13 protein-coding genes are annotated in these 12,252 nt (G+C 45.4%); 4 read left to right on the plus strand and 9 right to left on the minus strand.

The genetic code is table 11. From position 1 onward, the window contains the following. Position 1: 1 nt before the first annotated feature. From lepB to rpoE, 6 genes are all read right to left on the minus strand, one after another. Complete coding sequence (gene lepB / locus R8269_RS10110; RefSeq protein ID WP_138939848.1) at positions 2-901, minus strand: signal peptidase I; 900 nt, start codon at positions 899-901, stop codon at positions 2-4. A gap of 104 nt (positions 902-1,005) precedes the next feature. Continuing rightward, positions 1,006-2,799, minus strand: a complete 1,794-nt coding sequence (gene lepA, locus R8269_RS10115; protein WP_005380934.1) for a translation elongation factor 4 — start codon at positions 2,797-2,799, stop codon at positions 1,006-1,008. A gap of 158 nt (positions 2,800-2,957) precedes the next feature. Further along, entirely contained in the window at positions 2,958-3,428 is a 471-nt protein-coding gene (locus R8269_RS10120; RefSeq protein WP_005380936.1) for a SoxR reducing system RseC family protein, read from the minus strand. A gap of 2 nt (positions 3,429-3,430) precedes the next feature. Further along, positions 3,431-4,390, minus strand: coding sequence for a sigma-E factor regulatory protein RseB (gene rseB / locus R8269_RS10125; protein ID WP_005380941.1), 960 nt, complete (start codon positions 4,388-4,390; stop codon positions 3,431-3,433). Then, positions 4,387-5,013: a sigma-E factor negative regulatory protein gene (locus tag R8269_RS10130; RefSeq protein ID WP_005380944.1), complete on the minus strand. Its 627-nt coding sequence runs from the start codon at positions 5,011-5,013 to the stop codon at positions 4,387-4,389. The genes rseB and R8269_RS10130 overlap by 4 nt, the downstream gene beginning before the upstream one ends. A 26-nt stretch (positions 5,014-5,039) precedes the next feature. Then, positions 5,040-5,618: an RNA polymerase sigma factor RpoE gene (gene rpoE / locus R8269_RS10135; RefSeq protein ID WP_005380946.1), complete on the minus strand. Its 579-nt coding sequence runs from the start codon at positions 5,616-5,618 to the stop codon at positions 5,040-5,042. A gap of 554 nt (positions 5,619-6,172) precedes the next feature. On the opposite strand from rpoE, the gene nadB reads away from it, so the two are divergent. After that, positions 6,173-7,786 carry an L-aspartate oxidase gene (gene nadB / locus R8269_RS10140; RefSeq protein WP_005380947.1) on the plus strand — a complete coding sequence of 538 codons (1,614 nt, stop codon included), beginning with the start codon at positions 6,173-6,175 and terminating at the stop codon, positions 7,784-7,786. Between the two features lie 22 nt (positions 7,787-7,808). Here the strand turns inward: nadB and R8269_RS10145 are convergent, their stop codons facing one another. Both R8269_RS10145 and R8269_RS10150 read right to left on the minus strand, forming a co-directional pair. Further along, positions 7,809-8,270, minus strand: a complete 462-nt coding sequence (locus R8269_RS10145) for a protein YgfX (RefSeq protein WP_230623489.1) — start codon at positions 8,268-8,270, stop codon at positions 7,809-7,811. After that, positions 8,239-8,499, minus strand: a complete 261-nt coding sequence (locus R8269_RS10150) for a succinate dehydrogenase assembly factor 2 (protein ID WP_005380951.1) — start codon at positions 8,497-8,499, stop codon at positions 8,239-8,241. Before R8269_RS10150 ends, R8269_RS10145 begins: the two co-directional genes overlap by 32 nt. A gap of 189 nt (positions 8,500-8,688) precedes the next feature. Between R8269_RS10150 and ygfZ the strand changes: the two genes are divergently transcribed. From ygfZ to R8269_RS10165, 3 genes are all read left to right on the plus strand, one after another. Next, complete coding sequence (gene ygfZ, locus R8269_RS10155) at positions 8,689-9,657, plus strand: tRNA-modifying protein YgfZ (RefSeq protein ID WP_054577171.1); 969 nt, start codon at positions 8,689-8,691, stop codon at positions 9,655-9,657. After that, complete coding sequence (locus R8269_RS10160; RefSeq protein ID WP_005384562.1) at positions 9,650-10,123, plus strand: aminoacyl-tRNA deacylase; 474 nt, start codon at positions 9,650-9,652, stop codon at positions 10,121-10,123. Before ygfZ ends, R8269_RS10160 begins: the two co-directional genes overlap by 8 nt. A 638-nt stretch (positions 10,124-10,761) precedes the next feature. Next, complete coding sequence (locus R8269_RS10165) at positions 10,762-10,968, plus strand: DUF1107 domain-containing protein (RefSeq protein WP_005380970.1); 207 nt, start codon at positions 10,762-10,764, stop codon at positions 10,966-10,968. Between the two features lie 65 nt (positions 10,969-11,033). Here the strand turns inward: R8269_RS10165 and R8269_RS10170 are convergent, their stop codons facing one another. Beyond that, the gene (locus tag R8269_RS10170) at positions 11,034-12,242 is read right to left on the minus strand and encodes an FAD-dependent 2-octaprenylphenol hydroxylase (RefSeq protein ID WP_318222524.1); all 1,209 of its coding nucleotides are present in this window, start codon (positions 12,240-12,242) and stop codon (positions 11,034-11,036) included. Positions 12,243-12,252 lie beyond the last annotated feature (10 nt).

A 12,252-nucleotide genomic window follows, 5' to 3' on the forward strand; every position in this document is an offset into this window, starting at 1 on the left:
GTTAGTGAATACCACCGATGCGGTTAAAACGCACACCAGTTGGAATCCATGAAGGTAGAACGCTATCTGCGCCACGATCAAACTCGAAGCTGATCCAAATGGCGACAGCTTTGCCGACTAAGTTTGCTTCAGGAACGAAGCCCCAGTAACGGCTGTCAGCACTGTTGTCACGGTTATCACCCATCACAAAGTACTGACCTTGTGGTACAACCCACTCTGTCGTGCCGCTGCGTGGGAAATATTGCTCCACGCGGTTACGCACAAGAGGGTTAACCAAAATATTGTGCTCAACGTTACCCAATTTCTCATCCAGTTGGATCATTGGAATACCGTTCGAGCTAAACTGACTTTCTTCAACGTTGCTCAGTTTAACTGGCTTACACGCCGATTCGCCTTGGCTTTGCACGCAAAGCTGCTTATCACCTGAATAACGCACGATATCACCAGGTAAACCAACTACACGCTTAATGTAGTCCACACTTGGTTGTGGTGGGTATTTGAATACCACGATATCACCACGCTCAGGCTTACCAGTTTCCACTAGCTGAGTACGCCATACTGGGTCTTTTAGACCGTACGCGTACTTCTCAACTAAAATGAAATCGCCAACCAGCAAGGTAGGCATCATTGAGCCTGATGGGATTTGAAATGGTTCGTAGATAAAAGAACGTAATACTAAAACGAACGCGATCACAGGAAAAATAGAGACGCTATTTTCAACCCACCAAGGCTGACGCTCAACTTTTTGCAAGGTCACTGCATCCAAACCATTAGACGTCTGAGCTTGAATCTCAGCCAGTTTTTCCTGACGCTTTTTCGCGAAAACCAGCTTTTCCAATAGCCAAACCACGCCAGTTACCAAAGTCGCAATAACCAACATCAGTGAGAATGTATTCGCCATTAAATTCCCTTATCTAAAAATACGAAAGTGAAAGAGCCGAAACCCTTTCACTTATTTTAATATCTAACGTCTTAAGACCGACAAGTGTGAGACAAAGTTCAACTTTAGTCTTTACCTACGTGAAGGATGGCTAGGAACGCTTCTTGAGGCAGCTCAACGTTACCGATCTGCTTCATGCGTTTCTTACCTTCTTTCTGTTTCTTCAGAAGTTTCTTCTTACGACTTACGTCACCGCCGTAACATTTCGCAATAACGTTCTTACGCAACTGTTTTACCGTTGAACGAGCGATAATGTGGTTACCAATTGCCGCTTGGATTGCGATATCAAACATTTGGCGAGGGATGAATTCTTTCATCTTCTCTACCAACTGACGACCGCGAGTCTGAGACTGATCTTTGTGTGTGATCATCGCCAATGCATCAACAGTGTCACCGTTAAGAAGAACGTCTACACGTACCATGTTCGAAGCTTCAAAACGCTGGAAGTTGTAATCCAAAGATGCGTAACCGCGTGATGTTGATTTCAGACGATCGAAGAAGTCCAGTACCACTTCAGCCATTGGAATATCGTAAGTCACAGCGACTTGGTTACCGTGATAAACCATATCAACTTGACTGCCTCGCTTTTCAACACACAGGGTGATTACGTTACCTAGGTACTCTGAAGGCACAAGGATATTACAACGTGCAATCGGTTCACGAATTTCTTCAATATCATTGATCGCTGGTAGTTTTGCTGGGCTATCAACATACAGCAGATCGCCATCCGTCTTCTCAACTTCGTAAACTACCGTTGGTGCTGTGGTGATAAGATCCAAGTCGTATTCACGCTCTAGACGCTCTTGGATGATTTCCATGTGCAACATGCCAAGGAAACCACAACGGAAACCAAAGCCAAGTGCCGCAGAGTTTTCTGGCTCGTAGAATAGCGATGCGTCGTTAAGGCTTAGTTTGCCTAGTGCGTCACGGAAGTTCTCGTAATCGTCAGAAGATACAGGGAACAGACCTGCGTAAACCTGAGGTTTAACTTTCTTAAAGCCTGGTAGCGGTTTATCACAACCATTCTTCGCTAGAGTCAGCGTATCACCAACAGGGGCACCAAGAATGTCTTTGATGCCACAAACAACCCAACCTACTTCACCAGTACGAAGGGTATCGGTATCTACTTGTTTTGGCGTAAAGATACCAAGGCGGTCTACACCCCAAACTTGGCCCGTACTCATCACTTTGATCTTATCGTTCTTCTTCAGTTCGCCGTTTTTAATACGCACTAGAGAAACAACGCCAAGGTAGTTATCAAACCATGAGTCAATGATCAGCGCTTGTAGTGGCGCATCTGGATCACCTTCCGGTGCTGGAATCGCTGACACAATGTTCTCTAGAACGTCGTCAACACCGATGCCTGTCTTCGCAGAACAGCGAGTTGCTTCCATTGCATCGATACCAACGATTTCTTCAATTTCTTCCGCTACACGCTCAGGATCAGCTGCAGGTAGGTCAATCTTGTTTAAGATTGGCACAACCTCTAGATCCATTTCGATCGCGGTGTAACAGTTAGCCAGTGTTTGAGCTTCAACACCTTGACCCGCATCCACAACCAATAGCGCACCTTCACAAGCCGCTAGAGAACGTGATACTTCATATGCAAAGTCAACGTGCCCCGGAGTATCGATGAAGTTCAGCTGATACGTCTCACCGTCTTTAGCGGTGTAGTTTAGCGTCACACTCTGAGATTTGATGGTGATGCCACGCTCACGTTCAAGATCCATAGAATCCAGAACCTGTGCGGCCATTTCACGATCGGTTAACCCGCCACAAACTTGGATTAGACGGTCTGATAGGGTCGACTTACCATGGTCGATGTGGGCGATAATCGAAAAGTTACGAATGTGCTTCATAGATTTAGGGTGACTAACTCTTTACAAATAGGGACAGTAAGAAACGCCATCTACTGACGGCATTTCAATCAAGTTGGCAGATTCTACCGAATTTCGTTAACGGGCGCACGTAATTTAAAGTACATACCCAAATAACCTTTAGTGGAGGGGGACAGCACTTACTGGATTGGCTCTCCAAGTACCCGAACGAGGGTAACTTGGCGCTTGGATTCATCTTCTAACGGACGAGAAACACGTTTTGCGATCCACATTCCACCAGCGGCAAACAATACCGATGCCAATATGATGATGCCTTCCCCGCCGGCTGTCAGCGGCGCTAATAGGAAGTGACCAAACATCGCACCGATAATCAAACCAAACAATGGCAGTAAATAAACCGCCATTGCTGATTTTATTAGGCTTGACTCAGGAAAACCAATCTCGACGACTTGACCTATTTTCACCGATTTATCCGTGCGCAGGTGCCAAGATAAACTCTTGTTACCAATGGCTTTAGTAACAACGCCCGTTCCACAGCTTTTCTGTGAAGAGCAACTACTGCAACTGGTCTGCTGTTCGCAACTTAAATCAATTTCGAATTGCTTGCCGCGACGATGCACGTCTGTCACGGTAGCCAACGCGGTCATCATTGTTATTTACTCTTTGTTACATTAAATGTGACAGATTGGGCGATACGCTGTGCTGTGGTCGGTGGAATGTCTCCTACAACAGAGATTTCATGTTGACCGCTCACAAAACTGTGTAGCGTTCTTCTGCCTTGGCGAACCAACTGCCCTTTTAACGAATGCTCATCTTTGTTTGCTACGTAAACAGAGAAGCTAAACAGACCATCAGAATACAGCTGGCTCTCCACCATTTGGTTAGTAACGGCCATACGATAGCGGTTGAGCTCGTTCGGTTCGAAACCCTCAGGGATCCAACCAACCTGCCAATTACTGGTCCCAATATCGCCTTTTGGCATGGTGAGAACAGCAGGTAATTGAACATCTTGCAGGCCACTCATTAACTCTGCGATTTTTGGGTTTACCGTGTAAGAAATAGTGCGATATTGTTCAAGCATTTCACCATCGCGGTCCACAAGGTCGGCACGCAACGGCAATTTACTCTTTTCATCGATCCATAGTACGTATGAATAGCGCAGACCGTCTTTAGGAACAATACGCAGCACTTGTGTTGCCACACCAGCTTCACGAGCTCTACCCACTTTTACATAGTCGTAATACAAGTTTAGCTCATCGATATTGGTGTTGAGCATAGGCATAGTCGGAGCGACCATTTTACCTGACTCAATGGTGAACGGTTCTAAACCCGTTTCGATATAACTTACTTCAGTTCCGCGACGAATCACTTCACGCACAGGGCCACTTAAGTAGACAAGATGAGCATATTGATCGTCACCATGCGTGGCATGACGATACAGCAACGGCTCAATGCTGTTCTTTTTGATAAGGATATAAGAGAGTTCGTAACTTAAATTCTTACTCGCCTCGCTCATTTGATGCAATAAAGCCTCCGCTGGCTTGTCACCAGCAAAGGCTTGAGAAGACATCATACTGAACAGAGCGCAAGCGCTGATCAGAAATTTTTTCATTCAATATCCGGATTCAGATTTGCATCTTGTTGAGATGCATCACTGTTAATTCGTAACTGCAATTCGTAGTCTCGCAGCATAGCATGAACACGCTTGCGCTGCTCTTGCATATTTGCCTCGCCTACAGAACGTTCTACAGACTCACGAGTCAAACTCACTGGTTCTGCGCTGCCAGCAAACGGAACCGTCTGCAATACAGGTAATTGATCTGTTTGCGGCGACATTGAATCGCTACCACCGTACTGCTGTACACCTAAAATAACAACAAGCGATACACATGCAGCAACAGCAACTTGACCAAACTGCGTCAACCAACCTGGCAACTGACGTTTTGCTTTTTGCGGTTCTGGTTGCGACTCTTTTGGCGTATCCGCAATTGAGATAACATTTGCACTGTGCGAATCAAACGCACGGTGTGCAGGTTCATCTTCTAACGCTAACGCCACGCTTTCAGCAATATTCCACTCAGGTTTTGCTGGCGCTTCGCCTCGCATCACATCACCAATCAGGTGATAGTTCTGCCAAGCATCACGGCTCTCTTGGTCTTGCTCTAACTCTTGAATTAAAGCCTTATCGACCAATTCTCCATCCATGAGAGCTGAAAGTTTTTCTTTGTCAGCCATTATTTTCACCATAGTTATTACTTGTACTAGCGTTGCAAAAGAGGTCTGATTTTCTTTTCCACCGCCTCACGAGCACGGAAGATACGCGATCGTACCGTTCCTACCGGGCAATCCATCACTTCTGCAATTTCTTCATAACTCAAGCCATCGAGCTCTCGTAATGTCATTGCGGTTTTTAAATCTTCAGGTAAAGCTTCGATTGCACTGAACACCACCCGTTGCAATTCTTTGGACAACGTTAAGTTCTCAGGGTTCGATATTTCTTTAAGTGCACTACCTGTTTCGTAAAATTCAGCATCTTCAGCATCGACATCTGTCGCTGGAGGTCTACGCCCTTGAGCAACAATGTGATTTTTCGCAGTATTCACTGCAATGCGATACAGCCACGTATAAAACGCACTTTCCCCACGAAAGCTAGGGATAGCTCGGTAAGCTTTAATAAACGCTTCTTGTGCTACATCTGGTACATCGCCAGGATTACTAACGTATCTGGAAATAAGATTACATACCTTATTCTGGTACTTTGTTACCAACAGGTTGAATGCTTGCTTATCGCCATTCTGAACTCGCTCAATCAATACTTGATCGGTCAGCTGCTCGTTCATTCGAGCGGATACTCCTATTTGTTATGCCCCTACTCTTCTCAGATATGGGTACTAATTATGCAAAACGTAGTATTGACACCACTGCTTACTTGAGCACTATTGTGACCCTAACGTGAATGAGAAAGTTCCATGGTTTCTCAAGTTTTTTGTCATTGTTTTTTCACAATGTGATGTCTGTACCCAAATGACCACCGCTGCCTGACTTTAGTCTAAGTTTGACAAGCGAGCATCTTGGAGGGAAATGGGTATAATGAATGATCTCTGTCCCAGATTGTGCTGGGTCGGGCATGGAAAAGCAATGGCATTGACAAACTATTACTTTTCATTTGCATGGCTAATGGCTATCTGAACACCGCGTTACAAATTATAACTTAGGAAGCATGCTAATGCTCTGCATGAAAAAGAAGAGTGGCTCAGTCACCGCCGTAACACGGACGTCGATAGGTCTCCCAACTTAGCCCTTAGCGACAGATGTCGCGATAATGGAATGCACATGGTGTGCAAATAATACACAAGGTAACTTTGTTACCTTAGCTTGGGATTATAAAAGTTATATGAACACAAATCGTGAACATGAGTGTGATGTATTAGTGGTAGGGAGTGGCGCGGCAGGTTTGTCGTTGGCTTTGCGCGTTGCTAACCACTGTAAGGTGATGGTGCTGAGTAAAGGACCACGCAGCGAAGGGGCGACCTACTATGCTCAAGGCGGTATCGCTGCCGTATTTGATGAGTCAGACACCATTGATTCACACGTTGAAGACACGCAAATCGCCGGGGATGGTATTTGCGATGAGGAGACCGTAAGGTTCATTGCTGAGCATTCAAAAGAGTGTGTACAGTGGTTGATTGACGGTGGTGTCCCATTTGATCGTGAAGAAGATGACTCTGACGATGAACCTCGCTACCACTTAACTCGTGAAGGTGGTCATAGCCGTCGTCGTATTCTTCACGCGGCAGATGCGACAGGTATGGCGATGCAAACCTCCCTGCAAGATAACGCTCATAACCATCCAAACATTCATGTTCTCGAACGTCACAATGCTCTGGACTTAATCACCGAAGACAAAATTGGCGGTGATAAAAACAAAGTTATCGGTGCTTATATTTGGAACCGCAACGAAGAGCATGTCGAAACCGTGCGAGCCAAATTTGTGGTTCTCGCTACAGGTGGTGCTTCAAAGGTTTATCAATACACCTCTAACCCAGATGTGTCGTCTGGTGATGGTATTGCGATTGCTTGGCGTGCAGGGTGTCGTGTGGCGAATATGGAATTTAACCAGTTCCACCCTACGTGTTTATATCACCCAGAAGCACGTAACTTCTTGCTGACTGAAGCGTTGCGTGGCGAAGGTGCTTACCTGCGTCGTCCAGATGGCTCTCGCTTTATGCCGGATTTCGATGAACGTAAAGAGCTTGCTCCGCGTGACGTCGTGGCTCGTGCTATCGACTTCGAAATGAAGCGTTTAGGTGCCGACTGTATGTATCTCGACATCAGCCATAAGCCTGCTGACTTTATTACGAAACACTTCCCAACCATTTATTCACGTTTGATGGACTTGGGCATTGACATGACTAAAGAGCCAATCCCAATCGTACCTGCTGCACACTACACTTGTGGCGGTGTCATGGTGGATAGAAATGGCTGCACCGATCTGAAAAATTTGTATGCGATTGGTGAAGTTAGCTACACCGGGCTGCATGGTGCTAACCGCATGGCATCAAACTCACTTCTCGAATGCGTGGTTTATGCTTGGTCTGCGGCAAAAGATATTCTAAAACATCACACTAACGTTGAGCTACCTTCACAGGTGCCATGTTGGGATGAAAGCAAAGTAACCAATAGTGATGAAGAAGTGATCATTCAGCACAACTGGCACGAGCTTCGTCTGTTTATGTGGGACTACATGGGCATTGTGCGAACTGACAAGCGTTTAGAGCGCGCCTTACGCCGTATCCAACTGTTGCAACAAGAAACACACGAGTACTACAGCAATTTCCGAGTGTCGAACAACTTATTAGAACTGCGTAACCTTTTACAAGTAGCAGAGTTGATGGTTCGTTGTGCGATGCAGCGTAAAGAGAGTCGAGGTTTGCACTACACGCTTGACTATCCGAACCAACTGGAAAACAGCGGCCCAACGATTTTGGTTCCAGCTAAACAGCTTTAACTTTACCAAGTAAACTATTACATCAGCAGGGAGCATTAGCTCCCTGTTTCATTTCCCATTGGCGTAATACCAAAGATAGTTGACGATACTGCTCATCGTCACAGCTATCACGCCAAATCGTAACACTACGGCCAGATTGCAATTGGAATGTTATCTTGAATGGTGATGCCGATGTATCGACTCGCTGTAAATGACCCTTTTCGGACTCAATATCTTCCGAGTATTCGCCATACTCAAGGGCATCAAACCTGACCGAGCCATCGCAGTGCACATACCAATGCCCATGACTTGTAGGTTGAACAAGGCCTTGGCTTGAGAGAGCCTTAACAATCAGTAATAACAAATAAGTCGATAATACGAGCGGAATGCTAGAGAAGATAACAGCCCAAGTCATCAATAAGAAAAGTACAACATTGAGGACTCGGGCAGTCAGAGAGGGAGAAGCAGTAAAATTAACGAACTTTGCTGAGGTTATGGGCGACAATTTTATCAACCATTGCTGCATGACCTAAATTTTCGCTACGGCCATGCCCCATTACCCAAGTAAACAGATCAGGATCATCGCATTCAAGTAAAGAAACAAAGTCACGCTGCTCTTGTTCACTCAGAGTATCAAAGCACTCTTCAAAAAACGGCATAATTACTACGTCAAGCTCAAGCATGCCTCGACGACAAGCCCATTTAATACGCGCTTTTTCTTCCGGAGTGTACATTCACTATTCCTTCATAGATGTCTTGTTGTTAGTGCGGAGTGTAACAAGGGATGTGCTACGTCACTAGTGTGCGGGTCACAATACGATAGTGAAAGCAGACAAATGTTGATTCGTAAATCGCTCCCCTAGTATCTCAAGGTTATTTGGGTATAACATAGCGGAAAAATATCTTCAAAAGGCATTGTAATTATGGAATGGCAAACTCGTTTTTCAGCATTACCTCTCTCAACTCAAGACGCACTTCCAGAGTTATCTATCTCACTGCTGGATAACTTCGGCATGATCACCATGATCGGTGATGATAAAAAATCATACTTACAAGGTCAGGTTACCTGCGATGTTGTTTCTTTAGAACAAGACCAATCAACACTGGGCGCACATTGTGATGCGAAAGGAAAAGTGTGGAGCGTGTTCCGCCTTTTCCATCATCATGATGGCTACGGCATGATCCAACCAAAATCGGCGATTGACGTAGAACTTAATGAAATAAAGAAATACGCTATTTTCTCTAAAGTAACGATTGAAGCTTCTGATGACGTTATCTTAGGTGTTGCTGGCGTCAAAGCCGACGAATTCATTTCAACAATGAGCAAGACAACTGGCAGCGTTCGCCCAGTTGACGGTGGCACAGCAGTGCAAGTTGCACAAGATCGCTGGTTACTGATATTAAGTGCGCCAGAAGCACAGCAAATCGTTGAAACTACCGACGCTGTCTTTACGACAAATGAGCTTTGGAATCGTTTCGATATTGAGGCAGGTTTACCATTTGTCTCTGCATCCGCGCAGAATGCTCACATTCCACAAGCACTTAACGTGCAAGCTTTAGGAGGCATAAGCTTCACAAAGGGCTGCTACACGGGACAAGAAACGGTAGCACGAGCGAAGTATCGCGGTACCAATAAACGTGCGATGTATATCGTAAAAGGTGCAACTTCTGCTCCATTCAGTGACGAACCAATTGAGCTCGAACGCAGCGTAGGTGAAAACTGGCGTTCAGTAGGTGCTTTATTAAATCACTACCAGTTCAGTGACAATCACGCGATTGGCCTGATCGTGCTGCCTAATAATCTCGATGAGGACACTCGTCTTCGTTTGGTTGCGCAACCAGAATGTGAATGGACAATCGAATCACTGCCTTACAGTCTTGATGATGAGTAATACAATCAATACTCCTTTGATGCAATTTCTCACAGACCAACACATTCCGTTTCGTCTGTTACCGCATCAAAGACCAGCAACCACCATTGAGGATGCCGCGCACCAACGCGGCATTCGCCCCTCTCAAATGGTGAAAGCAATCTTGCTACGAGACATGGGTAATCAATATGCACTCGCCTGTGCGCCAGGTGATCGTAGCGTTGATCCCAAAAAAGTGCGCTCGTTACTGAAATGTCGCCGGATGACTTGTGTTGATCAAGCCGATGTTGAGTCCATCACTGGTTACAAAATTGGTACTGTCACTCCTCTGCTACTAAAACGTCATATGCCAATCGTGTTCGACCCTAGCTTACTAGAAGAACAGGAAGTCACGATCAGCAGTGGCGATCGCATGGCTGGACTGGCGCTTTCTATCCAAGATCTTATCCAATTGTGTCAGCCGACCGTAGCTGAGATCTGTCGTTAATCGTCTAAAAACAATGTAATGACACGTAGTGTTTCTATCACTGCGTGATCTCGCTCATATCTACAAAAATAGACATGAGAATTTTTAATCACATATAAAACATAAATAGTCACAAAGATAAAACTCGTATATGCTGAATTTGTTGGTTAAGTTTCAAACAAGCACTTAACCAATATAAAGTGAGTCAGCTAGCTGAGTGACAGCATTCATGCAGTTAGTTATCCACTTTTGTGTAATGCATCTGTGACTATTCGCCCGCTGAAGCGGGCTTTTTTTTACGTGGAACTTTTTCTCTTTCATTTCCTCTAATCGTTAGAACGTAAAGTGTGTTACGCGAAGCACGACCTTAATAGAAACAACTAGCAAACAACCGTTTTCGTTCTATTCTTAATTCTGTAACAAAACTATTGCTTAATGCGTCACGTAAAAAGGAGTGTATTGGGTAAGGGTTCCTTTAGAGAGGTTATTTTTGGGGTAATCCTCACGCTATTTAAGAGATGACACTGTCAAATTGTCTAAGACAACACAATTCTCTGACGCAACACCCTACATCTGTATTTAATACTATTGCTGTCACAATAATTTTCGCGTCCAGAACGTAGAATACCTAGGCTAGGTTAGATAAAAGGAAAGTAAATATGAGACTGTTTAAGCGCTATACACCAAGTATGATTGCTAAACATATAAGTCGTCTTTTTAAAGGAAGAATTTATATTTACGGGGTCGGTAGATTCGAGTTTGATAACGGTAAGTTAATACTGCCGGAGAAAGCAGAGCAACGCCATTTCCGAGCGGTCAAAGAGATCAATCAAGAAATAATGAAACTCCGATGCGCATATGCTTAGCAAAATGTTGATAAAACAAAGGCTGGATTAACCAGCCTTTTGTGTATTTGAAGTTCGCTTTGCACTTACTGACGCGCCAGATCCGGCAAGTGTCCCTTTAAACCAAGCGCGCGCTTCATGATCTCATCTTTCGCTCCCGGCAGTTGCCCCGCTAAACTTAAGCCAATGCCACGAACGAGCTTCTTAGCTGGGTTCTCGCCAGAGAACAAATCTCGAAACCCTTGCATAGTAGCGATCATCTTTGCCGCTTCCGCTTTTCGCCAACGCTCGTAGCTTCTTAGGCTGCGTTTACTGCCGATATCTTGTCCCTGCTTCCAAAGTGCTAACACCTCTTGAGCAAGACTGGCCGCATCTAATAAACCTAAATTCACACCCTGCCCCGCTAATGGGTGAATGGTATGGGCCGCATCACCAACCAGCGCGACTCGCTCGACGACAAAATCTCGCGCATAGCGCATTTTCAAAGGAAACGCAGCACGCTCTCCCACTACTTCACATAGACCAAGTCGAGCATCAAACTCACTCGTCAACGATTTATTGAAATCATGTTCACTCATTGCCACTAACTGCTCTGCTCGATTTGGCTCCGTGGACCAAACAATAGAGCACATATCTGGTTGCGACATTGGCAAAAATGCCAACGGTCCGTGAGGAGTAAATATCTGGCGCGCAATGCTGTTGTGTGGCATAGCAGTTTTGACATTCGCGACCAAAGCATGATGACCATAGTCCCAATGCGTTAATGGAATATCCATTTGATGGCGAAGCCACGAATTCGCCCCATCGGCTCCGACCACTAATTTAGCGGTCATGGCTTGGCCATTATCGAGCGTCAGCCAGCTTTCTTGCTCACCGACCGCGAGAGTCGCGCAACGTGCAGGCATAAACATAGTGACGTTATCGAGCTTTTGGACTTGTTCAAGCAGCGCAAGTTGAATCACACGATTCTCAACAATATGCCCTAAATCAGGTTGTGCCATACTTTGTGCATTAAATTCAATGCTGGCAAAGCTATCTTGTTCCCATACTTCCATGCCATGGTAAGGCGAAGCTCGGCGCTGTTCTATGCCCTGCCAAGCACCAAGTTTACGCAAAATCGTCTCACTAGAGCGGCTCAGCGCAGACACACGAACATCGGGTAATTCTTTCAACGAATCATCTGGCACTTTACCTTCAATAACGGCGACACGCAGATCACTGTCTTTGAACGCGGCAGCAAGTGCCAACCCAACCATCCCTCCGCCGATGATGGCGATATCTACACTTTGCATCATTGCTTTTTAT

The organism is Vibrio sp. Vb0667, from assembly GCF_033391095.1.

What these genes read in the sequence shown, in the direction of transcription:
- lepB (WP_138939848.1), bottom strand. Translation starts at nt 901, where the DNA reads ATGGCGAATACATTCTCACTGATGTTGGTTATTGCGACTTTGGTAACT.
- lepA (WP_005380934.1), bottom strand. Translation starts at nt 2,799, where the DNA reads ATGAAGCACATTCGTAACTTTTCGATTATCGCCCACATCGACCATGGT.
- R8269_RS10120 (WP_005380936.1), bottom strand. Translation starts at nt 3,428, where the DNA reads ATGATGACCGCGTTGGCTACCGTGACAGACGTGCATCGTCGCGGCAAG.
- rseB (WP_005380941.1), bottom strand. Translation starts at nt 4,390, where the DNA reads ATGAAAAAATTTCTGATCAGCGCTTGCGCTCTGTTCAGTATGATGTCT.
- R8269_RS10130 (WP_005380944.1), bottom strand. Translation starts at nt 5,013, where the DNA reads ATGGCTGACAAAGAAAAACTTTCAGCTCTCATGGATGGAGAATTGGTC.
- rpoE (WP_005380946.1), bottom strand. Translation starts at nt 5,618, where the DNA reads ATGAACGAGCAGCTGACCGATCAAGTATTGATTGAGCGAGTTCAGAAT.
- nadB (WP_005380947.1), top strand. Translation starts at nt 6,173, where the DNA reads ATGAACACAAATCGTGAACATGAGTGTGATGTATTAGTGGTAGGGAGT.
- R8269_RS10150 (WP_005380951.1), bottom strand. Translation starts at nt 8,499, where the DNA reads ATGTACACTCCGGAAGAAAAAGCGCGTATTAAATGGGCTTGTCGTCGA.
- ygfZ (WP_054577171.1), top strand. Translation starts at nt 8,689, where the DNA reads ATGGAATGGCAAACTCGTTTTTCAGCATTACCTCTCTCAACTCAAGAC.
- R8269_RS10160 (WP_005384562.1), top strand. Translation starts at nt 9,650, where the DNA reads ATGAGTAATACAATCAATACTCCTTTGATGCAATTTCTCACAGACCAA.
- R8269_RS10165 (WP_005380970.1), top strand. Translation starts at nt 10,762, where the DNA reads ATGAGACTGTTTAAGCGCTATACACCAAGTATGATTGCTAAACATATA.
- R8269_RS10170 (WP_318222524.1), bottom strand. Translation starts at nt 12,242, where the DNA reads ATGATGCAAAGTGTAGATATCGCCATCATCGGCGGAGGGATGGTTGGG.